A 23994-nucleotide genomic window follows, 5' to 3' on the forward strand; every position below is an offset into this window, starting at 1 on the left:
CGTGCACCTTCATGTCGCTTCGGGCTATTCGCTCCGGTACGGCGCCGCCAGTCCGGCGGCGCTGGCCGAGCGTGCCGCGGGCCTCGGCATGGAGACGCTCGCGCTGACCGACCGGGACGGGCTGTACGGCGCGGTCCGTCACGTTCTGTCATGCGCGGACGCGGGGATCGGCGCCGTCGTCGGCGCCGACCTGAAGGTCGCGTCCACCGGCGAGGAGCGGATCGTCGTCCTCGCCGCGGGGCGCGCCGGGTACCGGTCGCTCTGCCGCCTGGTGACCGCCGCGCACGCGGCGGGCGAGCGCGGGAACCCGCTGGTGACGCGGGAGATGGTCGGCGCGCACGCGGACGGCCTGGTCGTCCTGCTCGGGCCGTGGTCGGACGTCGGCCGCGCCGTCGCCGGGCGCCGTCCGGACGTCGCGGCCCGCCTCCTGCGCCGGTGGCGCGGCACGGTCGAGACGGCCGTCGAGATCGTGAACCACCTCGACGAGGGCGACGGGCCCCGCGCGGCCCGGATGCTCGCCCTCGCCCGCGCGGCCGGGGCGCCCGCGGTGCTCGGCAACGCCGTCCGCTACCTGGACCCGGAGGACCATCCCGTCGCGCAGGTACTGGACGTGACGCGCCGCCGCGTCCCGCTCGACCGCCGCCACCTGGACGACCGGACCGGGCAGGCGTACCTGAAACCCGTCCCGGAGATGCGCCGGGTCGCCGAATTGGCCTGCGGCCCGGACGAGGCGGACGCGCTGCTCGCCGAGACGCGGCGGCTGTCCGAGCGGTGCGTCCTCGACCCGGCCCGCGACCTCGGCATGGACGACGTCCACCTGCCGTCCGCCGGCGGCGACCCGTACGCGCGGCTCGTCGCCCGCTGCGCGGACGGCCTGGCCCGCCGCGGCCTGGACGGCTCCCGGACGGCGGCGGCGCGGCTCGACGACGAGCTGGCGGTGATCGCCCGGAAGGGCCTCGCGTCCTACTTCCTCACGGTCGCGGAGGCCGCCGCGCTGATCAGGGCGCGGGGCATCCGCTGCGCGATCCGCGGCTCGGGCGCGGGCAGCCTCGTCACCTACGCGCTCGGCATCGGCGACCTCGACCCGCTGCGGCACGGCCTGCTCATGGAGCGGTTCCTCGCCGACAGCCGGGACGGCCTGCCCGACATCGACCTGGACGTCGAGTCCGCCCGCCGCCTGGAGGCGTACGAGGCGCTGTTCGACCGGTTCGGCGCGGACGGCACCGCCTGCGTGTCGATGATGGAGACCTACCGGGCGCGCAGCGCGATCCGCGACGTCGGCAACGCGGTCGGACTCCCGCCCGCCGAGATCGACGCGATCGCGAAGGCGTTCCCGCAGATCCGGGCGAGCCAGATCACGGCCGCGCTGCACGACCTGCCGGAGCTGCGGCAGAGCAACCTCGCGTCCGGGCGCCTGGAGGTGCTGTTCCGGATCGCCGAACGGCTGGACGGCCTGCCCCGGCACGTCGCCATGCACCCGTGCGGCGTCCTGCTGTCGAACCCGACGCTGCGCGACCGGACGCCGGTGGAGCGGGCCGCGACCGGCTTCCCGATGAGCCAGTTCGACAAGGACGACGTCGAGGCGATGGGCCTGCTCAAGCTGGACGTGATCGGCGTCCGGATGCAGTCGGCGATGGCGCACGCGGTGGCGGAGGTCGCGCGGACGACGGGGGAGGAGATCGCGCTGGAGGACGTCCCGCGCGACGACCCCGCGACGTACGCGCTGGTCCGCACGTCTCGGACGCTCGGCTGCTTCCAGATCGAGTCGCCCGGCCAGCGGGAGCTGATCGGCCGCCTCCAGCCCCGCGACCTGGACGACCTCGTCCTCGACATCTCGCTGTTCCGTCCCGGGCCGGTGAACTCCGACATGGTGACGCCGTTCCTGGAGGCCCGCGCCGGGACGCGGGAGCCCGCCTACCCGCACCCCGACCTCGAACCGGCGCTGCGGGAGAGCCTCGGCGTGGTCGTCTTCCACGAGCAGGTGCTCCGCGTCCTCGACGTCATGACCGGCTGCGGGCTGTCGAAGGCGGAGGCGGCGCGGCGGAGCCTCAGCCATGAGCGGGGGCAGGCCGTCGTCGGGGCGTGGTTCCGGGAGCGGGCGCTCGCGCGCGGCTACGACGCGGAGACCGTCGAGCGCGTGTGGCGGATGCTGACCGCGTTCGGCGCGTTCGGGTTCTGCAAGGCGCACGCCGCGTCGTTCGCGCTGCCCACCTACCAGTCGGCCTGGTTGAAGCGGCACCACACGGCCGCGTTCTACGCGGGCGTCCTCACCCACGACCCCGGCATGTATCCGAAGCGGGTCATCCTGGACGACGCGCGGCATTTCGGCGTCCCGATCCTGCCGCTGGACGTCAACCGGTCGGCGCAGGCGTGGCACGTCGAGCCGGTGTCGGAGGGCGGCCCGGCCGGGATCAGGGTCGCGCTGAGCGAGGTCAGGGGCATCTCCGACGCCGAGGTGCACAAGATCGTGGACGCCCGTCCGTACGTGTCGCTGACCGACTTCTGGCGGCGCGCCCGGGTGTCCCGGCCGACGGCGGAGCGGCTCGTCCTCGCCGGGGGGTTCGACGGCGTCCACACGGGGGCGCTGCGCCGGGACCTGCTCTGCCGGGTCGGCGCGCTGGAGCGGTCCGCCGCTCCGCCGCCGGTGGTCGCGGGTCAGCTCCCGCTCGACGGTGCGGACGGCTCCGGCCTCGGGCTCGGGCTCGTCCCGGCCGACGACGCCGCGCCGGGCGGGCTGCCGCCGATGACCCCGGCCGAGGTCGTCGAGGCGGAGCTGGACGTCCTCGGCATGGACGTCAGCCGCCACCTCGTCACGTTCTTCGACGGGCTGCTCGACGCGCTCGGCGTCGTCCGCGCGGCCGACCTGCCCGGACGCCCCGACGGGGCGGACGTCCTCGTCGCCGGGGTCAAGGTCGCGACGCAGACCCCGGCGGTCCGGTCCGGGCAGCGGGTGATCTTCGCCACGCTGGACGACGCGACCGGCCCGGTCGACCTCACGTTCTTCGAGTCCGTGCAGGACAGGTGCGCCGCGACGGTGTTCGGCCGCTGGCTGCTCGTCGCGCGCGGCCGGGTCCGGCGGGCGGCCGCGGCCCGGCCCGGCTCCGGCTCCGCGTCGATCACCGCGTACGCGTGCTGGGACATGACCGTCCTGCACGAGGAGTGGCTGCGCGGCGGGATGGACGCGGTCCGCGCCGCGATGGCGGGCCCGCCGCGTCCGGGACGCCCGGTGGGGCGGCGGATCGTCCATCCCACCGGGTTCGCGATGTCGCCGTACTCGGACGTCGGCCACGCGGGAGGCGCGGTCAAGCGCCCGCCCGCGGCGCGCCTGTGGCACACCAGCCGGGGATCTTCCGGCCCGACGCCTTAGCCGGGACCCGGCGCGTCGGCCGAGGACGACGCGAACAGGCACTGCAACCGCGTGATCTGGAAGACGGTGGCCATCGCCAGCGTCGCGGCCAGCGCCTGGAACGCGGCGGCGGCGACGCCGACGTGGACGTCGAACCGGGCGTCCGCGAGCGTGTCGACGCTGCCGTGCGTGAACGCGTGCCCGAGGACGAGCCCGAGCAGGGCGCACGCCCACCAGCCTCCGACGACGAGCCCGGCGGCCTGGCGCTCGGCTGTCCGGTACCGGCCGCTGTTCACCCAGACCTCGTAGACCACGCGCGGCGGCATCCACAGGTTGACGATCGGGGTCACCCAGCCCAGCAGCACCCAGGCGCGGTGGTACCGGTGCGGTCCGGGGGACTGCCGGTAGGCGCGCCACAGCCAGGTCAGGTACAGCGCGCCGGTGACCGCGGCCATGATCGTGCTGATCGTGAACACGTCCGCGTAGGGGGCGAGGGCGTGGCCGGTGCCCGCCGCGTCGTAGCTGTCATGCGTCGCCCCGCGCAGCGGGTGCGCGAACCTGAGCAGGCTGATCCCCGAGCCGAGCGCGACGAACGCGTTGAAGCCGAGCAGCATGAACACGGCCACGCCGACGGCGCGGAAGTCGCGGCGCCGCGCCCATGCCCCGCACGCCGGGCACCGGGCGACCTCGGCCGGGATGATGTCGCCGCACAACGCACACGGCATGCTCCACCTCCAACGGCCTTTTGCGCTTCGCTGCTTTGGATACTACGTACGTTTGACTTACGCGGCCCCACACGGGTTCACGCTCAAACATGGAAGACGAGCCGGACGGTCGCGAACGTGCCCGCGGCGGTGACGGCGGCCCAGGCGGCGAGGCGGCCGAGCCCGCCGGTGGACAGCAGCCGCTCCGGCCGGAACCCGGTCACCGCGAGCAGCGCCCACCACTCGGCGGTCAGCGCGATCGTCGCGTACAGCGAGCCGAAGCCCACCAGCGAGAACGCGAGGACGACGCCCGGCGGGGTCACCGTGTGCGCGAACAGCGCGGGCCCCCGGTCCGGGCCGTGCAGCCCGCCGCGCAGCCGCAGCAGGACGAGGCCCCACCCGGCGGCGAACAGCGCCCAGACGATCAGGACGGTCACGGGCAGCCCGTTCAGCGACTCCGGTGCCAGCGCCTCTCCCTTTCCCCGTGCCTATCGCTCTTCAGTCAGGCGGTGAGGCCCGACTCCCACGCCCACGCCGCCGTCTCGACCCGGTTCCGGGTGCCGAGCTTGCGGTGCACGTTGCCGAGGTGCGTCTTCACCGTGGACAGCGACACGAACAGCTCGGCGGCGATCTCCTCGTTCGTCCGGCCGCGGGCGACGAGCCGGACGACGTCCACCTCCCGGTCGGTGAGCGGCTCGCTCGGCGGGCGCGGCGCCGCGGACGGCCGGGCGAGGTGCTCCAGCAGCCGGACGGTGATCGACGGCGACACCAGCGACCCGCCGCTCGCCGCCGCGCGGACGGCCTCCACCAGCAGCGCGGGCCCGCTGTCCTTCAGCAGGAACCCGACCGCGCCGCCGCGCAGCGCCCCGTAGACGTACTCGTCCATGTCGAACGTCGTGACGATCACGATGCGCGGCGGGTCGGGGACGTCCGGACCGGCGAGGGCGCGGGTCGCGGCGAGGCCGTCCAGCCGCGGCATGCGGATGTCGAACAGGCACACGTCCGGGTGGAGGCGCCGGGCCAGCTCGACGGCCTCGGCGCCGTCGGCGGCCTCCCCGACCACCTCCATGTCCGGCTGCGAGTCGACGATCATCCGGAAACCGGTCCGGACCATCTCCTGGTCGTCGGCGATCAGTACGCGGATGGCCACGCGCCGATTCTGTCAGCAATCCCCGACCGGCGGTCACGGGCCGGCGTTCAGCGGTCGGCGGCGGCCCGGCCGTCCGGGACCGGCAGCACGGCGACGACCTCCCAGCCGCCGTCCGGGCGCGGGCCCGCGCGCAGCCGCCCGCCGAGCGCGCCGACCCGCTCCGACAGCCCGGTCAGCCCGAACCCGCCGGACGGGAGCCGGCGGCCCCGGCCCCGGCCGTCGTCGCGGACCGCGACCTCGACGTCGTGGCCGACCCGCACCAGCGTGACCTGCACGGTCGCGGCGTCGGCGGCGTGCTTGCGGACGTTGGTGAGCGCCTCCTGCACCACCCGGTGCGCCGACGTCGCGACCTCCGGCGGCAGCGTGCCGAGGTCGGGCGCGAGGGTCAGCGCGGCGGGCGGATGGGTGAACCCGTCGACCAGCTCGCGGAGCCGGGCGAGGTCCCCGACCGGACGGGTCGCGGCGCCGCCGTCCCCGCGGGCCTCGCCGTCCGGGGCGTCGACGTGCTGGGCGTCGCGGAGCAGGCCGACCATGCGGCGCATCGACGTCAGCGCCTCGGTGCCCGCCTTCTCGATCCCGCCGAGCATCGCGTCGAGCTGCTCGGGCGAGTGGGCCGCGCCGGACCCGGCCGTGAACCGCGCCGCCTGCGCCTGGACGACGATCCCCGTCACGTGGTGGGCGACGAAGTCGTGCAGGTCGCGGGCCAGCTCCAGGCGCTCGTCCCGGCGCGCGGCGGCGAGCGCGCGGGACCGGCGGGCGTCGACGGCCCGCAGGTACAGCCCGATGCCGAGGGCGATCGCGACGGTGACGCCGAGCGGGGCGGTGAACAGCAGCGCGGCGAGCGGCGAGTAGCGCAGCGGCGTCGTCATGATCGCCGCGCCGATCATGACGGAGGTCGGGACGAGCCGCTGCCGGTCCGTCCGCCACACCGTCCGGGCCAGCACGATCAGCAGGCCGCCGATCTCCGCGAACAGGCTCGGCTGGCCGAGCTCCGGGACGCCCGCGAGCCCGCCGTAGAGGGTGGTCAGCGCGGACAGCGACACGGCGGCGAACGTCCAGCCGGCGAACCGGCGGCCGGAGATCGCCGCGCCGTTCGCGACCGCCGCGACGGCCACCAGCCACAGCGTCCCGAGCTCGCCGAGGACGGAGACCGCGCAGCCCAGCAGGTAGAGGCCCGCGAACCCGGCGTAGGCGAGGCGCAGCAGGCAGCCGCCCACCGAGTGGATGCGGTCGAGCCGCGCGCCGATGTCGCTCACGCTCAGGCAGCGTACGACCCGTGGCGGACCGGCGGATCAGCCGTTCGGCTGATCCGCGCCCCTCGGGACCGGACCCTCGCCCGATGCGGAGTGCCCCTCCCGGCGCGCACGCTGGAGGCATGTCCTTGATATATCTGCCCCTCGTCCTGGCGTTCGCCGCCTTCGTGATCTACGCCGGGATCGTGATGCCCGTCATGGAGATCGCCGAGTCGATCCGCGCCCGCCGTTCCTGACCGAGTCCCCGTGCCGGGGTGAATCCGCCGCCCGCGGCGGGGCTCCGGCCGAATAAACGTTCGAGAATGTCAGACCCGGTGCGTAGCGTTGACCTTGTGATTTGGGAGACACCCGGGAACAGGTGTCGAACCAAGTGGCTTGTAACGACGTACCAAGGGGTATGTCGCAGACGGTGGCGACCGCACCGGCGCGGTGCCACCGGGCAAGAAGGAAGGGGTGTCGACATGAGCGCGGCGACCGGCACGTTCCATCTCTCCTACCCGCGGCTCGACGGGCCCGCCGAGCGGACCGTCGTCGAGCCGTGGCTCACCGACCTCTCCCACGCCACGCTGAACGCCTATGCCGAGACCGCCGCCGTGACGGCGCCCGCCGCGCTGGCCCCGGTCGAGGCGCTGCCCGCGCCGCCCGCGCCGCGCGTTCCCGCGCGGCCCGTCCGGCGCAGGCCCGCCCGCGTGGCCGTGGCGGCCTGACCGCGCGCACCCGGCGAAGGGGACCGGCTTCCGGTCCCCTTTTCCTTTGCCCGTGTGTCTCACATTGCAAGACATGTTTCTCGATATCTGAGAACTCGGCGTAGGGTGCGGGGACGGCACAGAGAGGTGATCCGCATGACCCCGAAGGCGACCTACACGCACGGCCACCACGAGAACGTCCTGAGCGCGCACCTGTGGCGCACGGTCGAGAACTCCGCCGCCCACCTGATCGAGCACCTGCGCCCCGGGGCGTCGGTGCTGGACGTCGGCTGCGGCCCCGGCACGATCACCGCCGGGATCGCCGAGCGCGTCGCCCCCGGACGGGTCCTCGGCGTCGACGCCGCCGAGACCGTCCTCGCCGACGCCCGCCGGAACACCGCTGGGCTGGACAACGTCGAGTTCGCCGTCGCCGACGTCCACGCCCTGTCCTACGCGGACGGCGCGTTCGACGTCGTCCACGCGCACCAGGTGCTGCAGCACATCGCCGACCCCGTCCAGGCGCTGCGCGAGATGCGGCGCGTCACCAGGCCCGGCGGCGTCGTCACCGCCCGCGAGGCCGACTTCGGGACGATGATCTGGCACCCGAACCCGCCCGGAATGGACGCCTGGCTGCCCGTCTACTACAAGGTGGCGCGCGGTAACGGCGGCGAGCCGGACGCCGGGCGCCTCCTCGTCTCGTGGGCGCGGGAGGCCGGGTTCAGCGACGTCACCGCCACCGCGTCCGCCTGGTGCTTCGCGACGCCCGCCGAGCGCGAGTGGTGGAGCGAGTCCTGGGGCGGACGCATGCTCAGGTCGGGGGTCGCGGACGCGGCCGTCGCGGGCGGCCACGCCACCCGCGACGAACTGCGCCGCGTGTACGAGGGCTGGAAGGAGTGGGCGGCGGCCGACGACGGCTGGTTCTCCGTCACCCACGGCGAGATCGTCTGCCGCGTCTGACCCCGCCGGAGCCTAGAACGGGTCGGTCAGCTCTCCCAGCTTGTCGGTGAGCCGGAGGTTGTGCGAGTAGTCGACCGGGACGGCGATCACCGACACCGCGTCGTCGTCCAGCGCCTTGCGGAGCGTGGGCAGCAGCTCCCCGGCGGACTCGACGCGGTAGCCGCGGGCGCCGAAGCTCTCCGCGTACTTCACGAAGTCGGGGTTGCCGAACGTGATGTTGGAACTGGTGCCGAGGTCCAGGTCCATCTTCCAGCCGATCAGGCCGTACGCGGAGTCGTCCCAGACAAGCACCGTGATCGGGACGTTCTCCCGGACGGCCGTCTCCAGCTCCTGCGAGTTCATCAGGAACGCGCCGTCCCCGGTCGCGGCGAGCACCTTCCGCTCCGGGTGCGCGAGCTTCGCGGCGATCGCGCCCGGGACGGCGAACCCCATCGACGACAGCCCGTTCGACACGAGCAGCGTGTTCGGCTCGTAGGTCGGGTACATGCGGGCCATCCACATCTTCACCGCGCCGGTGTCGGCGAGGACGATGTCGCTGCGTCCCATGGCCTCGCGGACGTCCGCGACGATGCGGCGCGGGGAGAGCGGGTGGCCGTCCTCGGTCGCGCCCTCGGCCAGTTCCCCGGCGATCATCTGGCGGATCCTGCGGCCGGTCCCGTTCACGTCGAAGCGGCGGTGGACGGAGTCGGCCAGCGCGCGGAGCGTCCGCGAGACGTCGCCCTGGATGCCGACCTCGACCGGGTAGTGGTCGTCCACCTCCGCCGGGAACCGGTGAATATGGATGATCTTCTTGTCGGCGTTCGGGTTGACCTTGACCGGGTCGAACTCCTGGAGCTCGTAGCCGACGGCGATGAGGACGTCCGCCTCGTCGAACCCGTAGTTCACATAGTCGTGGCGCATGAACCCGACCGCGCCGAGCGCGTTCGGATGGTCGTCCGGGAAGACGCCCTTGCCGTTGAACGTGGTCGCGACCGGCAGGCCGAGGTGCTCGGAGAAGTAGACGAGCGCCTCGCTCGCGCGGGCGCGGGTCGCACCGTGCCCGGCGAGGACGACCGGCCGCCGCGCGAGCGCCAGCACGTCCGCGGCGCGGGCGATCTGCGACGGCGACGGCTCCTGCGTCCGGACCACGTTGACCGGCAGCGGCCGCAGGTCGGCCGACACCTTCGCCGACTCGACGTCCTCCGGGATCGCCAGGTACACCGCGCCGGGACGTTCGGTCTGCGCCGTCTTGAACGCCTTGCGCACCACCTCGGGCAGCGACTCGGGGGTCGGCGCCAGCTCCGCCCACTTCGTCACCGGCCGGAACAGCGACACGAGGTCGATGATCTGGTGCGACTCCTTGTAGATCCGGTCCAGGCCGACCTGCGCGGAGATCGCCACGACCGGGGTGCTGTTGGTGGTGGCGTCCGCGACGCCGAGCTGGAGGTTGATCGCGCCGGGCCCGAGCGTCGCCGACGCCACGCCCGCCTTCCCGGTCAGCCGTCCGTAGATCTCCGCCATGAACGCGGCGCCCTGCTCGTGCCGGACGAGGATGTAGCGGATGGACGAGTCGTTCAGGGCGTGGACGAAATGGATGTTCTCCTCGCCCGGGATGCCGAATACGTACTCGACGCCCTCCGCCTCAAGGATCCTGACGAGCAGGCGGGCGGCGTCTTCCTGCGTGGACATCGTGTGTCCCATCTCCAGTCATGCTTATCGCCGGGTGCTGTTATGTGCAGCGCCCGTAGCCCTACCTCCATTCCAGACGGGGATGTGGGGTTGATCTCCCGAGGGTCGCTCAGGAGTCGGCGAGGTCCTTGAGGGCGCGCAGGGTCGGCTCGTCCCGGACCCCGGCGACCAGGACCGTGGTGACCGGGCTGTTCCGCCACAGGTCGAGCCGCTCCCTGATCCGTCCGAGCGGGCCGAGGAGGGAGATCGCGTCGGCCAGCTCGTCCGGGACGGCCCTGATCGCCTCGTCTCGGCGACCTTCCAGGAACAGCGCCTGGACGCGCGCCGCCTCCTCCGCGTAGCCGAGCCGGCCGATCATGTCGAGGTGGAAGTTGCGGTCGCGGGCGCCCATCCCGCCGATGTAGAAGGCGAGCGGGATCTTCGCGAACTCCAGCGCGCCGCGCAGGTCGTCGGTGACGATCGTGACGACGGTGGCGGCGATCTCGAAGCCGTCCGGGCGTCCCGCGAGCGACGCGCCGAACACCGGCTCGATCTGCTGCGGGTCGATGAACAGCGGCAGCCAGCCCTGCGCGAGCTCGGCGGCCAGCGCGACGTTCTTCGGCCCCTCCGCGCCCAGGTAGACGGGGATCTCCGGGCGCACCGGATGGACGATCGACTTCAGCGGCTTGCCGAGCCCCGCGCCGCCCGGATGGGGGAGCGGGTAGTGCGGGCCGTCGCTCGTCACCGGCTCCTCGCGCCGCCACACCCGCCGGACGATGTCGAGGTACTCGCGGGTGCGGGCGAGCGGCTTCGGGAACGGCTGCCCGTACCAGCCTTCCACGACCTGCGGGCCGGACGCGCCGAGCCCGAGGATGAGCCGTCCGCCGGACAGCGCGTCCAGCGTGAGCGCGTGCATCGCGGTCGCCGCCGGAGTGCGCGCGGAGAGCTGCACGACGGCGGTGCCGAGCCTGATCCGGGACGTCCGCGCCGCGTACCAGGTGAGCGGGGTGAACGCGTCGGAGCCGTACGCCTCCGCGGTGAACACCGAGTCGTAGCCGCAGCGCTCGGCGGCGAGCACCGTCTCGGTCTGGTCGTCGGGGTCGCGCTGCCAGTAGCCGACGTTGATGCCGAGCTTCAGGTCCGCGGTCATGGGACACCCTCCCGGTTGGCGACGCACGCGATACTAGAACACGTTCTAGTTCGTCGAAAGGGGACGCGCCCGGACGTGCAGGGGGCCGGACGCGGGCGGGGCCCGGACATGGGCGGGGGCCGCGGCACGCGCGCCGCGGCCCCCGGGGGGAATTGCTCGCTAGACCTCCTTGATCGCGCTCAACAGGCTCCGCCAGGCGGACCGCGTCAGCACCAGCGCGGGGCCGGCCGGGTCCTTGGAGTCACGGACCGCGCGAAAGTCTCCGGTCAGCGACGCCACCTCGACGCACTGATCGCCGCTCCCGCTGTGGGAGGACTTGCGCCAGACGGCACCGGTGAGTTCGCGCTGCGGGTTGGTCACGGGCTGCTCCTTGCTGCCTCGGCTATGAGGTGCGCGGATTCCTCGGGGGACAGGGCCGCTTCCTCTATGCGTTCGAAGCGATCCCTATGTTTTGCTATTGCCTCAGCACTCTCAAGGTAAACGTCGCCCATGGTGCCCTCTACGTAGGCGATATCTGGGTCAGCAGGGTCTGGATACGACAATATGGTGAATCGTCCGTCTAGGCCCGCATGCTCCCGTGCTGTAAATGGAAGTACCTGAATGGTGACGGATGGGCGGGTCGCTCCGACATTGGCGAGCGCCTCCAACTGCTCGCGCATCACCGCCGCGCCGCCGATCGGACGGCGCAGCACCGCCTCGTCGAAGATCACTTGCAGCCGCGGCGCGTCCGTCCGGTCGAGGAGGGCCTGGCGGATCTTGCGGGCGGCGATCCGGCGCTCGATGTCCTCCGGGCCGGGCAGCAGCCGGCCCGCCGTGATCACGGAGCGCGAGTACGGCTCGGTCTGCAGCAGCCCGTGCACGAGCTGCGGGTCCCACGTGCGGATGTGGGACGCCTCGTCCTCGAGCGCGACGTAGCTGCCGGCGAACACGTCCTGGTACGCCGTCCACCAGCCGCGCTGCCCGGCCTGCCGGGCGAGGGTGATCAGCGCGTCGCGGTCGGGGCTCGGCACGCCGTAGAGATCGAGGATGTCGGCGATGTCGCCGGGTTTCGGACGGGTCTGGCTCGTTTCCAGGCGGGAGACGGTGGCTCGCGACCAGTCGAGCCGGTCCGCCACCTCCTGGAGGGTCAGGCCCTGCTCTTCCCGCAGCTTGCGGAGCTCCCGTGCCAGGCGGCGGCCACGAACGGTCGGGCGGTAGGTCATGGGAGTGGAGTCTTACCACTCTCGGGGCGCGTCACAACGCGATTGACGAACCCGGCAGGAAGGGCAGAGCAATTCCGCGAATGCAGTTGCGAAGGTGAGAATCTCACGAGACCCTTGGCCCTGTAACGGCACGGGGACCGAATGTGACGGACCTGGCGGTGGGACGCCCGGCCGGCCGGAGCGCGGGAGGAACCCGTGAACAGCACGTCAGCCCAACCGGCGGCAGCCGAACCGACGGCGGAGACGATGTCCGATGCGAAGACGGCCGATGCGATGACGGCCGGTGCGATGACGGCCGGTGCGACGACGACCGGTGCGATGACCGCCGGGGCCGGGCGCGCCGCCCGGACCGGCGCGAGGCCCGGCTGGGTCTGGGCCCTGCCGGGCGGGCCGGGCTGCGCCGGGCACGCCCGCCGCGTCCTGCGCGACGCGCTCGCCAAGCTGGGCGTGCCGCCCGGCGCGATCTGCGACGCGCAGCTCATGGTCAGCGAGCTCGCCACGAACGCGCACCAGCACGCGGGCGACCACGGCCCGCACGAGCTGTGGCTCTACCTCCCCGGCGCGGAGCCGCCCGAGCCGCCCGGGACCCCGGACGCGGGCGCGGCCGGTGAGGTGCGCTGCGCGATCTTCGACGCGTTCGCGGAGGCCGCGCTGCCCGGCTACTCGTGGACGTCCGGCGACTGCGGGCGCGGGCTGAGCATCGTCCGCGAGCTGTCCGGCGGGCGGTGGGGGACGCGGCGCACCCGGTCGCGGCTCGGGCCGTCCGTCCGCGGCAAGGCCGTCTGGTTCGCCGTGCCGGGCGCGACGGCCGCCGCCGCGCTCCGCTAGCCCCGCTGGCCCCGTCGGCCCTCCGCTGGGCGGTCCCGTTCGAGGGCCGGGCCGATGTCGTTCACCAGGGCGAGCAGCGACCGCGCGAGAAGCGTGTGGACCTGCGCGCGGTCGAGCGTCCGCTCCTGTAGCCACTGCCGGGTGGCCGCGTCCGCCAGCCCGGAGTAGACGCGCAGGACGGCGCGCAGCGTCTCGGTCGGCTCCGGCACCCGCAGGACGGCGAGCATGTGCTCCACCGTCTCGTCGCGGAACCGGTTCACGATCCGCAGCAGTTCCGGGTCCTGCCCGAAGCCCTCGGCGTCGAGCGCCGCGAACCAGGTCGTCGCGTTGCGCTCCGCCGTGTCGAGGAAGAGGTCCACGCACAGCTCGACGGCATCGGCGAGGGTGAGCCGCTCGTCCGGCGGGGGCGCCTGCAGCGCGGCCTCCGCCGTCAGCCCCTGGACGACCTTGAGGAACAGTTCGCGCTTCGTCCCGAAGTAGTAGTGGATCAGACCGCGCTGGACGCCCGTCTCGCGCGCGATGGCGGCGGTCGACACCTCGGCGTAGGGGAGCTCGGTGAACATCCGCCGTGCGACGTCCAGGATCTGGGCGCGCCGTTCGTCCGGGGACAGGCGCTGGTAGCTCACCGCGACAGCCTATGCTGTGCGGTGGTCGAGGCAGGCGGAGGAGAGCGCGGGTGAAGGCCTTCGGTGGAGGGGTCCGGCTGGAGGGCGAAGGGGTCGTGCTTCGCCCGTTCGGACTCGACGACGCGCCCTCGCTGATCGAGGTGATCCGCGCGGGTGAGGACTTCCTCCCCCCGAACTTCCCGGGCGTGCTGGAGGCCGAGCCCATCGCGTGGTTCCTGCGGGAGGGCGTCCACAAGCTGCAGCGGTTCGGCCTCGGCATCCACCTCGCGACCATCCATCCGGGCACCGGCGACCTGCTCGGCACGATCGGGCTGTTCCGCGTGAACTGGGAGCACCTGAGCTGCGAGGTCGGCTACGGCATGCGGCCCGGGGCGCGCGGCCGCGGCCACGCCACCGAGTCGCTCTCCCTCATCACCGCCTGGGCGCTGCGCCACTGCGGGCTGCACCGCGTCGAGCTGCGCGCCATGGTCACCAACGGGGCGTCGCTCCGCGTCGCCGAGAAGGCCGGGTACGTGCGCGAGGGCGTCGCGCGGGGCGCCGAGCGCGACGCCGACGGGATCAGCCGCGACATGGTCGTCTTCAGCCGCATCTCGACCGACCCGGCGCACCGGGAGCCGTGATGAGCACTCGGGTGGTCCACGGCGCGGGCGCGGGCGAGGCGGCCCGCCGGATGATGCCGACCCTGCCGGGGTCGTGCTTCGCGGAGGCGGGCCCGGACGGGCTCGGCGCGGCGGTCGAGCAGGCGGTCGCGGACGGCATCGAGCGGTTCGTCCTGGTCACGGGCCTGGGCGAGCAGGCCGCCTTCCTCGGCGGCGGTTCCGGGCTCGCGGGCGTGCTGGATTCGATCACCCTCGACATGGACGGCGGCGCCGCGCTCGCCGCCGAGGTCGCCGACGCCCCGACGCCCCGGCATGCCTACGAGCTGTGGGAGTCCGCCGGACGGCTCGGCCCGTGCGGCCGGGAGCTGTGCCGCCGGACTGCTGGGGAACTGGAGCGGCTCGCCGCCGCTGCCGCCGGGACGTCCGCCAGTCCCGTCGCCGCGCAGGTGGTGCTCGTGGACGCGGAGGGCGAGCGCATGGTCGGCATGTACGGGCGCATGAGTCGAAGTCCGGCTCGGTCTGATGTGGGGGGGACGACCCCCCACACCCCCCGGAACAGCTCGGTAGGCGGCGGAGCAGATCATGCTGACGGTCGTCGGCCGTGACGGTTCGCCCCTCGCCGAGGCGGCGCGGGCGGCGCTGGACAGCGCCGCCCTGGTCATCGGCGAGGCCCGGCTGCTGGACGCGCTGCCCCTGCCCCCGGACGCGAAGAGAATCGCCACCGACGATGTGGTCGGCGCCCTGCGCGGCGTGGACGTCACCGACCAGGACGTGGTGCTCGTCGTCGACGGCGACCCCGGCCATTTCGGCGTCCTGCGGCCCCTGCTCGAAGACGGGCAGGGCCCGGAGACGTTCCCCGCCGCGCCTCTGGTCGCGCGTGCGTTCGCCCAAGCGGGACTGCCCTGGGACGACGCGCTGGTCGTGTCCGCCAGGGACGGACACCTCAGACAGGCCGTGAACGCCTGCCGGGCCCATCCCAAGGTGGCCGTGCTGACCGGGCCTGGGGCGGGGCCGGCGGAACTGGCGCGCGCGCTGTTCCCCGTCACTCCGCGTTCGTTCGTCGTCTGCGAAGACCTCGACGGGCCTGGGGAGCGGGTCGTCTATGTCCGTCCGGCCGAGGCGACCACTCGTCCTTGGAATGAGCCGGACGTGGTGCTCGTCCTGGACAACCGGCGCGCGCTAGGGGAGTCGTGCTGGATCTCGGGAACCGCTCCCGGGCCCGCCGGGTGGGCGCTGCCCTCGGACGCCTTCGGCGACGGCGCGGGGCCCCGGCCGGAGGTGCGGGCGTTCGTCCTGGCCAGGCTGGGCCCGCGGGTCGGGGACATGGTGTGGGACGTGGAGTCCGGCGACGGCTCGGTGGGCGTCGAGTGCGCGCGGTTCGGCGCGGCCGTGGTCGCCGTCGACCGCGACTACGCGACGTGCGAGCGGATCCGGGAGAACGTCCGGCTGCACGGGGTCAAGGTGGCGATGGCGTCGGGGGACGTGCGCTCGACGGCCGACCACCTGCCGAGACCCGACGCGGTCTTCCTCGGGCCGGGGGTCGCCGGGGCGGAGGCGGTGCGGGTCTGCGCGGCGCTCGGCCCGTCCCGCCTCGTCGCCGTCGCGCCCGGGGACGGCGCGGCGGGGGAGATGCTGGACGCCCTGGCCGAAAGCGGGTTCGCGGCGGCGGCCGTCCGGCTCCAGGCGTCCCCGCTGGACGCGCCGCCCGAGGAACCGGTGATCGTCGTGTGGGGCGAGCGGGGCGTCCCGTCGGCGGGTCGCCGCCCGCCCCGAGCCGGACGTCCCATCGACACCACCCCCGCCCTCCCCGCCGAGCCGGATGAGCCGGATGAGCCCGACGGGCCGGACGAATCCGGCGAGTCGAGCAAGTCGAACTAGCCCGGCATAGTGCGATAGCGCGCCGCGTCCCGTGACACCCTGGTGGTCCGGAACCCGAAGCAGGAGGCGCAGTTGACCGTCCGCCAGCCCCATCCGATCGAGGTCCGGTCGTACGAGATCCTGCGGTCCCGCGTCGACCTGTCCCCGATGCCGCCGCTGTGGCGGGCCGTCGCCGAGCGGGTGATCCACGCCACCGCCGACCTGGAGTACGCGGTCGACCTCGTGACGAGCGAGGAGCACCTGCACCGGGGCTGGACGGCGCTGCGCGGCGGCGCGCCCATCGTCACCGACGAGGGGATGGTCGCCGCCGGGATCAGCGCCCGCGAGACGGTCTGCCACGCCGCCGACCCGGCCTCGGCCCGGATGGCGCGCGCCGCCGGGATCACCCGGTCGGCCGCCGCCGTCCGGCTCGCGTACGCGGAGGTGGGGCCGGGCGCGGTCTGGGCGGTCGGGTCCGCCCCGGAGGCGATCGCGGAGATCATCGCGCGCGGGGTGGACCCGGCGCTGGTGGTCGGCGTGCCGGTCGGCTTCGCGGGCGCGCGCGAGGCCAAGGAGGCGCTGCGGGCGAGCGGGCTGCCGCAGCTCAGCAACGCCTCGGAGAAGGGCGGCTCGGTCGTCGCCGCGGCCGCCGTCAACGCCCTGCTGTACCACGAGCAGCCCGACCACGAGCAAATCCACCACGGGCAGTCACACCACGGGCAGCCCCGCCACCAGCAGCCGGACCACGAGGAGGGCCGTCCATGACCCGCCCCCCGGACGTCGACCTGCGCCACCACGGCGACGCCGAGGTCGGCGACGGGCTCGCCGACTTCGCCGTCAACGTCCGGACGGGCACCCCGCCCGCCTGGCTGGCCGAGCGGATCCGCGCGTCCGTCGCCGACCTCGCCGCCTACCCCGATCCGCGCGCCGCCCGCCGTGCGGTCGCCCGGCGGCACGGCCGCGCCGCCGGCGAGGTGCTGCTCACGGCGGGCGCGGCGGAGGCGTTCGTGCTGCTCGCGCGGGTGCTCGCGCCGCGCAAGGCCGCCGTCGTGCACCCCCAGTTCACCGAGCCGGAGGCGGCGCTGCGGGCCGCCGGGCACGCGGTGCGGCGGGTCGTCCTCGGCAAGGACTTCACCCTCGACCCGGCGGACGTCCCCGACGACGCCGACCTCGTCGTGATCGGCAACCCCACCAACCCGACGTCCGTGCTGCACCCGGCCGACGCGGTCGCCTCGCTCGCCCGTCCCGGCCGGACGGTCGTGGTCGACGAGGCGTTCATGGACTGCGTCCCCGGCGAGCCGGAGTCCCTCGCGGGCAGGCTCCCCGCCGGGATCGCCGTGATCCGCTCCCTCACCAAGACGTGGGGCCTCGCCGGGCTGCGCGCCGGATACGTCCTGGCCGACCCCCACCTGGTCGGACGCCTCGCCGACGCGCAGCCGCTGTGGGCGGTGTCCACGCCCGCGCTCGTCGCGATCGAGGCGTGCTCCGCGCCGGAGGCCGTCGCCGAGGCCGAGGCGTGGGCCGTCGAACTCGCCGCAGAGCGGGACAGGCTCGCCGCCGAGCTGGCCGCGCGCGGCCTCTACGTCGTGCCCGAGGCGCGGGCGTCCTTCCTGTGCCTGCGCGTGCCCGACGGCCTCGGCATCCGGGCGCTGCTCAGGCAGCGCGGCTACGCCGTGCGGCGCGGCGACACGTTCCCGGGCCTCGGCCCCGACTGGCTGCGCATCACCGTGCGCGACAGGGCGTCCAACGACGTCCTGCTGGAGACGCTCGGCGAACTCGGCATCTGATCCGCCAGAGAGGTAGGAGAGCGTGAACCTGATCGAGGAGACCGTCGCGGCCGTCGTCCCGCCGGACGAGGCCGCGATGCGGGACGCCCGCGACCACCAGGCCCGGCTCACCAAGCCGCCCGGGTCGCTCGGCGTCCTGGAGGAGGTGTCGGTCAAGCTCGCCGGGCTGGCCGGACGGTGCCCGCCCCCGCCGCCCGAGCCCGCCGCCGTCGCCGTGTTCGCCGCCGACCACGGCGTCCACGCGCAGGGCGTCACGCCGTGGCCGCAGGAGGTCACCGCGCAGATGGTGGCCAACTTCCTCGCGGGCGGGGCCGTCGTCAACGCCTTCGCCGCCCAGGTCGGCGCGGACGTCACCGTCGTCGACATCGGCGTCGCCGCCGAACTGCCGCCCGCGCCCGGCCTGCTCGCGCGCAAGGTCGCGCCCGGCACCGCCGACATGACCGGCGGCCCCGCCATGACCCCGGACGAGGCCCGCCGCGCCGTCGAGACCGGCATCGGAATCTCCCGTGAACTCGTGGCGAACGGCGCGCGGTGCCTGATCACCGGGGACATGGGGATCGCCAACACCACCGCGTCCGCCGCGCTGATCGCCGCGTTCACCGGCCTGCCGCCCGAGCGGGTCACCGGACGGGGGACCGGCGTCGACGACGCCACCCACGCCCGCAAGGTCGAGGTCGTCCGCGCCGCGCTCGCCCGGCACGGCCTGCCCGCCGAGGCCGCGGACCCGCTGGACGTCCTCGCCGCCGTCGGCGGGCTGGAGCACGCCGGGATCGCCGGGTTCGTCCTCGGCGCGGCGGCGCAGCGCGTCCCGGTGATCCTGGACGGCGTGATCGCCGGCGCCGCCGCCCTCGCGGCCGCCGCGCTCGCCCCCGACGCCGTCGCCGCGTGGGTCGCCGGGCACCGCTCGGCCGAGCCCGGCCACGCCGCCGCGCTCGCCGCGCTCGGCCTGCGCCCGCTCGTCGACCTGGAGCTCCGGCTGGGCGAGGGGACCGGGGCCCTGCTGGCGTTGCCGCTGGTCCAGGGCTCGGTGCGGGTGCTGCACGAGGTCGCGACGTTCGACTCCGCGGGCGTCAGCGAAAAGGAAGCCTGAGTCCGTAACTAATCGATCACCGAATGAGTCACGCTCGGCTATCGACTGGCCGGAGGCCCTCTCCATGCACTCCTGAACGCGAGTACCTTTGTTCCACAAAGACAGTTGTCCGTAACCGGCGTCCGCGGGGCGCCCCGCACTTCACGATCGAGAGAACAGCACGTGCCCCCGTACCTGCTAGGACTGCGACTCCGCGGTCGGCGTGTCCTCGTCGTCGGCGGGGGCCGGGTCGCGCAGCGCCGCGTGCCCGCGCTGCTGGACGCGGGCGCCGCCGTCGTGCTGGTCTCGCCCGAGGTCACCGCCTCGCTGCAGGGGCTCGCCGAGCGCGACAAGATCGTCTGGCATGAGCGGCCGTACCGCCCCGGCGACTGCGCGGGGGCCTGGCTCGTCCAGGCCGTCACCGACGACGCCAAGGTCAACGGGGACGTCGTCGCCGAGGCCGAGGCCGCGCGGATCTGGTCCGTCCGGGCCGACGACGCCGAGTCCTCGCCCGCCTGGACGCCCGCGTCCGGGCACGCGGGCGAGGCCACCGTGGGCGTGCTGCTCGGCGGCGACCCGCGGCGCGCCGCGGGCATCCGCGACGCCGTCGTCGAGGGGCTGCGCGAGGGCGGCCTTGAGTCCCGGCACTCCCGGCGCAAGCCCGCCGGGGTCGCGCTCGTCGGCGGCGGGCCCGGCGACCCGGGGCTGATCACCGTGCGCGGGCGGCAGTTGCTCGCGATGGCCGACGTCGTGGTCGCCGACCGGCTCGCCCCCGGCGGCCTGCTGGACGAGCTGCCCACGGACGTCGAGGTCATCGACGCGGCCAAGATCCCCTACGGCCGGACGGTCGCGCAGGACCGCATCAACGAGTACCTCGTCGAGCACGCCAAGCAGGGGCGCTTCGTCGTCCGGCTGAAGGGCGGCGACCCGTTCGTGTTCGGCCGCGGCGGCGAGGAGGCCCTGTACTGCGCGCGGCACGGCGTCCCGGTCACGGTCGTCCCGGGCATCACCAGCGCCGTCGCGGTGCCGTCCGCGGCGGGCATCCCGGTGACCCACCGCGGCGTCGCGCAGGAGTTCCACGTGATCTCCGCGCACGTCCCGCCGGGGCACCCCGACTCGACCGTCGACTGGGCGGCGCTCGCCCGCGGCGGCGGCACGATCGTCCTGCTCATGGCGGTCGAGCGGATGACGCTGATCGCGGCGGCCCTCATGCGCTATGGTCGGTCGTCCGACACGCCGGTCGCCGTCGTCCAGGACGGCACCCTCCCCGGCCAGCGGACGCTGACGGCGACGCTGGGCACGGTGGCCGGTGAGATGGCCGCCGGCGGGATCCGGCCCCCGGCGATCGTGGTCGTGGGCGACGTCGTCAACGTGGCACGAGAGATCGACATGATTCGAGCGGACATGGGACGGGATCCGTGACACCCCCCGCAGAGCAGAGCGCGGTCCACGACGAGGAGGCCGGCGCCGGCCCGGGACGCGGAGCGGACGACTCCGCGGCGCCCGGCGAGGGCGCCGCGCCCGGCGCGGCCACGTCCGGCAAGGGCGCGCGGCGGCGGCGGTCGGGCACCCGGTCCAAGAAGGAGCCCGGCGACACGAACGACAAGGATCAAGAAGCCGAGGCCCAGGCCGACGCCAAGTCCGCGGCCGAGCCCGAGACCGGCGGCGACGAGCGGCCCGAGCGGCCGAAGCGCGCGCGGCGGCGCGCCGTCCGCCCGGCGCGCGGCACGGTCCACCAGGGCGAGCTGACCCGGGCGTTGAACGTCCTGCGCGAACAGCTCGGCGCGTTCGAGTTCCTGCTGGACGTCCCCGGCGTCGAGGAGGCCCGCGAGGCCCGCGACGAGCTGCGCGACCAGCTCCAGGACTACGTCCTCCCGCGCATCCAGGCCGCGGGCGCGCCGCTGCTCGTGGTGCTCGGCGGGTCGACCGGCGCGGGCAAGTCCACGCTGGTCAACACGCTCGTCGGGTCCCGGGTGAGCGCCACCGGCGTGCTCCGCCCGACCACCAGCAGCCCGATCCTCGTCTGCCATCCCGACCACGCGCGCTGGTTCCTTGAGGGCCCGATGCTGCCCGGCATGGGGCGCGTCCGCGGCCCGGCCCCCGACGCCATCGCGGGCGACCAGCTCGTCGTGATCACCAGCGACGTCCTGCCGCCCGGCCTCGCCCTCCTCGACAGCCCCGACTTCGACTCCGTCTTCGAGGACCACTACGAGTTCGCGACCAAGCTGATGGCCGCCGCCGACCTGTGGCTGTGCGTCACGACCGCCGCCCGGTACGCCGACGCGCAGGTGTGGCAGATGCTGCAACGCGCCAAGGAGAACGGCGCCACGATCGGGGTCGTGCTGTCCCGGGTCCCGCAGGGCGCCGGGCCGCAGGGCGCCGAGATCGTCGAGCACTTCGGCTCCATGCTGGACGAGAACGAGGTCGGCGACGCGCGCCGGTTCACCGTCCCGGAGACCCGCGTCGAGGACAGCCGCCTCCCCGAGGAGGTCGTCGCCGACATCCGCGCGTGGCTGACCGGCGTCGCCGAGGACGCCGAGGACCGCGAGATCGTCATCGAGGACACCCTCGCCGCCGTGCTGGACAGCTTCCGCACCCGCGTCCCCGAGGTGGCCCGGCAGGTCGAGGCGCAGGTCGCGCAGCGCACCGAGCTGGCGCGCGAGGTCGACGGCGGGTACGGCACCGCGCTCGCCGAGCTGGACGAGGCCACCCGCAACGGCTCGCTGCTGCGCGGCGAGGTCCTCGCCCGCTGGCAGGACTTCGCGGGCACCGGCGACCTGCTGCGCTCGCTGCACGCCCAGCGGCCCCGGCGCGGCCGGTCCGCGAGCCGACGGCGGCGCAGCAGCCCGGCCCGCGTCCGGGCGCTCAAGGCGGCGCTGCGCAGCGGGCTCGAATCGCTGATCATGGCGTCCGCCGAGCACGGCGCCGAGCAGGTCATCGCCCGCTGGCGGGACCACCCGGCCGGACGGCAGGTCCTCGCCGCGGCCGGCGCCGACCTCGTGCACGTCTCCCCGGAGCTGTCGCGCCGCGTCACCCGGGCCGTCAGCTCCTGGCAGGACCACGTCCAGGAGCTGATCCGCACCGAGGGCGTCACCAAGCGCTCGGTCGCGAAGCTGGTCTCGTTCGACACCGAGGCGGTCTCGCTCGTCCTGATGATCGGGCTGCTCGGGTACGGCACGTCCGAGGTGGCCGTGGAGGGCGGCAACAGCGCCGTCCCGCAGCGGCTGCTGAAGGCGCTGTTCGGCGCCGAGTCGCTGCGCGGCATGGGCGCCAAGGCCCGCGCCGACCTGCGCAGCCGCATCGGGATGCTGTTCGACGAGGAGGCCATCAGGTTCGGGCAGGTGCTCGATTCCGCCGGCATCCCGGACGAGACCGTCCCCGTCCAGCTCTACCAGGCCACCTACAACCTTGAGGTTGCCCGATGACCACCTCGGCCATCCCCGCGAACCCGTCCGCGGAAACCGGCGGGATCCCGCTCCCGGGCCCCGGCGACGGCGCCGCTCCCCTCGGGCCGCCGGGGCTGACCGAACGGCTCAACGGCCTCGACCGGCTCGTCCAGGCGGGCATCGGACGGCTCGACCAGCCCGTCCTGGAGGACGCCGCCGCGCTCCTCGACCGGGCCGGGCAGCGGCTCCGGCTGTCCGGCGACCACACCGTCGTGACCCTCGCGGGCGGCACCGGCAGCGGCAAGTCGTCCCTGTTCAACGCGATCTGCGGGCTGGAGCTGTCGCCCACCGGGATGCGGCGGCCGATGACGTCCCAGGCGCACGCCTGCGTCTGGGGACTGGACGGCGCGGGCCCCCTGCTCGACTGGCTGGACGTCGACAAGCGGCACCGCTACGCCCGCGCCAGCGCCCTCGACCTGGAACGCGCCGACGCCTCGCTGCAGGGGCTCGTCCTCATCGACCTGCCCGACCACGACTCGATCCAGGCGATGCACCGCGCCGAGGTCGACCGGTTCGTCACGATCGCCGACCTGCTGGTCTGGGTCGTCGACCCGCAGAAGTACGCCGACGCGGCACTGCACCGCAACTACATCGTCCCGTTCGCGCGGCACACCGGCGTGACCCTCATCGTGCTGAACCAGGTCGACCGGCTCGCCCCGCACGAGATCGACGACTGCGTCGCCGACCTGCGCCGCCTGCTGGAGGCCGAGGGCCTCGCCGACCCGCGGATCGTGACCACCTCCGCCGTCGCCGAGGACGGCGTCTACGGCTTCCGCGACATCCTCGTCGACACCGTCGCCGCCCGCCGCGCCCGCACCGAGCGGCTGTCCGCGGACGTCGACCGGGTCGCCGAGCGGTTCGCCGGGTACCGGCTCGACGGCGAGCCCCCGACCACCGTGGACGACGGGCGGCGCGGCGACCTCGTCCAGGCGCTGACCGACGCGGCGGGCGCGCCCGCCGTCGCCGAGGCCATGGAGAGCGCCTACGAGCTGCGCGCCGCCGACTTCGTCGGCTGGCCGGTCGCCGCGATCGTCGCGCGGCTGCGCTCCGACCCGCTGCGCCGGATGCGGCTCACCGAGCTGCGCGAGGAGCTGCGCGGCGCCTTCACCGGGCCGATCGGCGCCCAGCAGGGCGACGTCGACAACGCGCTCCAGGGCGTCACCGAGGGCATCACGCCCGAGCTGCCCGCCCACTGGGGGCGGTCCGTCCGCGCCGCGGCCCGCGCGCACGCGACCGAGATCCCCGAGGCGCTCGGCGAGTCCCTGAAGGACGCCCTGCCCACGTTCAACCAGGTGCCGCGCTGGTGGTGGCTGGTCAAGACCTGGCAGTACTTCCTCGTGCTGGTCGCCGTGCTCAGCGTCCTCTGGATCGGGTTGCTCGTCGCCTACGGTGTGTTCGACCTCGGCGGCGACGACCCGGGCGGCCTCCTCGGGGAGCCGGGCCTGATCCCGTACGTCGCCGTGCTCGTGGTGTGCACGCTGGGGATGGGGTGGCTCACCGCGTCCGCGTGCCGGAACCTGGTGGCGCTGTCGTCGGCCAAACACGCCGAGAAGATGGAACACCACATGCGCGTCGGCATCGAGCGTGTCGCGGGGGAGAAGGTGGTCGCCCCCGTCGAGGACGACCTCCAGGTGTACTCCCGCTTCCGCCGCGACGTGGACGTCGCGCTCGGCCGCACCTGAGTTAT

At 74.3% G+C, this 23994-nt stretch carries 22 protein-coding genes; 13 read left to right on the forward strand and 9 right to left on the reverse strand.

Translation table 11 applies throughout. The features are described 5' to 3' along the window. Position 1 precedes the first annotated feature (1 nt). A complete protein-coding gene (locus tag FXF65_RS31160; RefSeq protein WP_246199242.1) occupies positions 2–3367 on the forward strand; it encodes a DNA polymerase III subunit alpha in 3366 nt (1121 codons plus the stop codon). Here the strand turns inward: FXF65_RS31160 and FXF65_RS31165 are convergent. From FXF65_RS31165 to FXF65_RS31180, 4 genes are all read right to left on the reverse strand, one after another. Next, positions 3364–4071, reverse strand: coding sequence for a DUF4328 domain-containing protein (locus FXF65_RS31165; protein WP_148353623.1), 708 nt, complete (start codon positions 4069–4071; stop codon positions 3364–3366). The two genes, FXF65_RS31160 and FXF65_RS31165, sit on opposite strands and share 4 nt — an antisense overlap. 83 nt (positions 4072–4154) lie before the next feature. Then, complete coding sequence (locus tag FXF65_RS31170; RefSeq protein WP_246199243.1) at positions 4155–4487, reverse strand: hypothetical protein; 333 nt, start codon at positions 4485–4487, stop codon at positions 4155–4157. Between the two features lie 65 nt (positions 4488–4552). Beyond that, positions 4553–5200, reverse strand: coding sequence for a response regulator (locus FXF65_RS31175; RefSeq protein ID WP_148353625.1), 648 nt, complete (start codon positions 5198–5200; stop codon positions 4553–4555). 47 nt (positions 5201–5247) lie between these two features. Then, complete coding sequence (locus tag FXF65_RS31180) at positions 5248–6456, reverse strand: sensor histidine kinase (RefSeq protein WP_246199244.1); 1209 nt, start codon at positions 6454–6456, stop codon at positions 5248–5250. 458 nt (positions 6457–6914) lie between these two features. Between FXF65_RS31180 and FXF65_RS31185 the strand changes: the two genes are divergently transcribed. Next, positions 6915–7160 (forward strand): hypothetical protein, encoded by a 246-nt coding sequence (locus FXF65_RS31185; protein WP_148353626.1) that lies wholly within the window; start codon positions 6915–6917, stop codon positions 7158–7160. 135 nt (positions 7161–7295) lie between these two features. Continuing rightward, the gene (locus FXF65_RS31190) at positions 7296–8096 is read left to right on the forward strand and encodes a methyltransferase domain-containing protein (RefSeq protein ID WP_148353627.1); all 801 of its coding nucleotides are present in this window, start codon (positions 7296–7298) and stop codon (positions 8094–8096) included. A 12-nt stretch (positions 8097–8108) separates the two neighbouring features. On the opposite strand, the gene FXF65_RS31195 is transcribed toward FXF65_RS31190, so the two are convergent. The 4 genes from FXF65_RS31195 to FXF65_RS31210 all read right to left on the reverse strand — a co-directional run bounded on the left by FXF65_RS31195 (position 8109) and on the right by FXF65_RS31210 (position 12095). Then, complete coding sequence (locus FXF65_RS31195; protein ID WP_148353628.1) at positions 8109–9764, reverse strand: acetolactate synthase large subunit; 1656 nt, start codon at positions 9762–9764, stop codon at positions 8109–8111. A gap of 109 nt (positions 9765–9873) precedes the next feature. Continuing rightward, complete coding sequence (locus tag FXF65_RS31200) at positions 9874–10893, reverse strand: LLM class F420-dependent oxidoreductase (protein ID WP_148353629.1); 1020 nt, start codon at positions 10891–10893, stop codon at positions 9874–9876. Positions 10894–11052: 159 nt separating this feature from the next. Next, positions 11053–11253 carry a DUF397 domain-containing protein gene (locus FXF65_RS31205; protein ID WP_148353630.1) on the reverse strand — a complete coding sequence of 67 codons (201 nt, stop codon included), beginning with the start codon at positions 11251–11253 and terminating at the stop codon, positions 11053–11055. Further along, positions 11250–12095 (reverse strand): helix-turn-helix domain-containing protein, encoded by an 846-nt coding sequence (locus tag FXF65_RS31210; RefSeq protein ID WP_148353631.1) that lies wholly within the window; start codon positions 12093–12095, stop codon positions 11250–11252. The genes FXF65_RS31205 and FXF65_RS31210 overlap by 4 nt, the downstream gene beginning before the upstream one ends. 195 nt (positions 12096–12290) lie before the next feature. Here FXF65_RS31210 and FXF65_RS31215 point away from each other — a divergent pair, with 195 nt between their 5' ends. Next, the gene (locus FXF65_RS31215) at positions 12291–12923 is read left to right on the forward strand and encodes an ATP-binding protein (RefSeq protein ID WP_246199246.1); all 633 of its coding nucleotides are present in this window, start codon (positions 12291–12293) and stop codon (positions 12921–12923) included. Here the strand turns inward: FXF65_RS31215 and FXF65_RS31220 are convergent. Beyond that, positions 12920–13549, reverse strand: a complete 630-nt coding sequence (locus FXF65_RS31220) for a TetR/AcrR family transcriptional regulator (protein WP_148353632.1) — start codon at positions 13547–13549, stop codon at positions 12920–12922. The two genes, FXF65_RS31215 and FXF65_RS31220, sit on opposite strands and share 4 nt — an antisense overlap. A gap of 50 nt (positions 13550–13599) precedes the next feature. Between FXF65_RS31220 and FXF65_RS31225 the strand changes: the two genes are divergently transcribed. The 9 genes from FXF65_RS31225 to FXF65_RS31265 all read left to right on the forward strand — a co-directional run bounded on the left by FXF65_RS31225 (position 13600) and on the right by FXF65_RS31265 (position 23989). Then, positions 13600–14169: a GNAT family N-acetyltransferase gene (locus tag FXF65_RS31225; RefSeq protein WP_246199248.1), complete on the forward strand. Its 570-nt coding sequence runs from the start codon at positions 13600–13602 to the stop codon at positions 14167–14169. Beyond that, the gene (locus FXF65_RS31230) at positions 14169–14753 is read left to right on the forward strand and encodes a hypothetical protein (RefSeq protein WP_148353634.1); all 585 of its coding nucleotides are present in this window, start codon (positions 14169–14171) and stop codon (positions 14751–14753) included. The genes FXF65_RS31225 and FXF65_RS31230 overlap by 1 nt, the downstream gene beginning before the upstream one ends. Beyond that, a complete protein-coding gene (locus FXF65_RS31235) occupies positions 14731–16026 on the forward strand; it encodes a bifunctional cobalt-precorrin-7 (C(5))-methyltransferase/cobalt-precorrin-6B (C(15))-methyltransferase (protein WP_148353635.1) in 1296 nt (431 codons plus the stop codon). Before FXF65_RS31230 ends, FXF65_RS31235 begins: the two co-directional genes overlap by 23 nt. A gap of 72 nt (positions 16027–16098) precedes the next feature. Further along, the gene (locus FXF65_RS31240; protein ID WP_148353636.1) at positions 16099–16770 is read left to right on the forward strand and encodes a precorrin-8X methylmutase; all 672 of its coding nucleotides are present in this window, start codon (positions 16099–16101) and stop codon (positions 16768–16770) included. Next, positions 16767–17792, forward strand: coding sequence for an Rv2231c family histidinol phosphate aminotransferase CobC (cobC, locus tag FXF65_RS31245; protein WP_148353637.1), 1026 nt, complete (start codon positions 16767–16769; stop codon positions 17790–17792). Before FXF65_RS31240 ends, cobC begins: the two co-directional genes overlap by 4 nt. Before the next feature lie 22 nt (positions 17793–17814). Then, positions 17815–18882, forward strand: a complete 1068-nt coding sequence (gene cobT, locus FXF65_RS31250; RefSeq protein ID WP_148353638.1) for a nicotinate-nucleotide--dimethylbenzimidazole phosphoribosyltransferase — start codon at positions 17815–17817, stop codon at positions 18880–18882. Between the two features lie 162 nt (positions 18883–19044). After that, positions 19045–20283: a uroporphyrinogen-III C-methyltransferase gene (gene cobA / locus FXF65_RS31255; RefSeq protein ID WP_148353639.1), complete on the forward strand. Its 1239-nt coding sequence runs from the start codon at positions 19045–19047 to the stop codon at positions 20281–20283. Then, the gene (locus FXF65_RS31260; protein ID WP_246199249.1) at positions 20280–22286 is read left to right on the forward strand and encodes a dynamin family protein; all 2007 of its coding nucleotides are present in this window, start codon (positions 20280–20282) and stop codon (positions 22284–22286) included. The genes cobA and FXF65_RS31260 overlap by 4 nt, the downstream gene beginning before the upstream one ends. Next, the gene (locus tag FXF65_RS31265) at positions 22283–23989 is read left to right on the forward strand and encodes a GTPase family protein (RefSeq protein ID WP_148353640.1); all 1707 of its coding nucleotides are present in this window, start codon (positions 22283–22285) and stop codon (positions 23987–23989) included. Before FXF65_RS31260 ends, FXF65_RS31265 begins: the two co-directional genes overlap by 4 nt. Positions 23990–23994: the final 5 nt, after the last annotated feature.

Origin of the sequence: Actinomadura syzygii (assembly GCF_008085905.1) — a bacterium.
Lineage (GTDB): Bacteria > Actinomycetota > Actinomycetes > Streptosporangiales > Streptosporangiaceae > Spirillospora > Spirillospora syzygii.

Excerpts from the sequence above, each read along its gene's own strand:
- FXF65_RS31195 (WP_148353628.1), bottom strand. The coding sequence starts at position 9,764 with ATGTCCACGCAGGAAGACGCCGCCCGCCTGCTCGTCAGGATCCTTGAG.
- FXF65_RS31235 (WP_148353635.1), top strand. The coding sequence starts at position 14,731 with ATGCTGACGGTCGTCGGCCGTGACGGTTCGCCCCTCGCCGAGGCGGCG.
- FXF65_RS31265 (WP_148353640.1), top strand. The coding sequence starts at position 22,283 with ATGACCACCTCGGCCATCCCCGCGAACCCGTCCGCGGAAACCGGCGGG.
- FXF65_RS31165 (WP_148353623.1), bottom strand. The coding sequence starts at position 4,071 with ATGCCGTGTGCGTTGTGCGGCGACATCATCCCGGCCGAGGTCGCCCGG.
- FXF65_RS31190 (WP_148353627.1), top strand. The coding sequence starts at position 7,296 with ATGACCCCGAAGGCGACCTACACGCACGGCCACCACGAGAACGTCCTG.
- cobC (WP_148353637.1), top strand. The coding sequence starts at position 16,767 with ATGACCCGCCCCCCGGACGTCGACCTGCGCCACCACGGCGACGCCGAG.
- FXF65_RS31230 (WP_148353634.1), top strand. The coding sequence starts at position 14,169 with ATGAGCACTCGGGTGGTCCACGGCGCGGGCGCGGGCGAGGCGGCCCGC.
- FXF65_RS31185 (WP_148353626.1), top strand. The coding sequence starts at position 6,915 with ATGAGCGCGGCGACCGGCACGTTCCATCTCTCCTACCCGCGGCTCGAC.
- FXF65_RS31210 (WP_148353631.1), bottom strand. The coding sequence starts at position 12,095 with ATGACCTACCGCCCGACCGTTCGTGGCCGCCGCCTGGCACGGGAGCTC.
- FXF65_RS31200 (WP_148353629.1), bottom strand. The coding sequence starts at position 10,893 with ATGACCGCGGACCTGAAGCTCGGCATCAACGTCGGCTACTGGCAGCGC.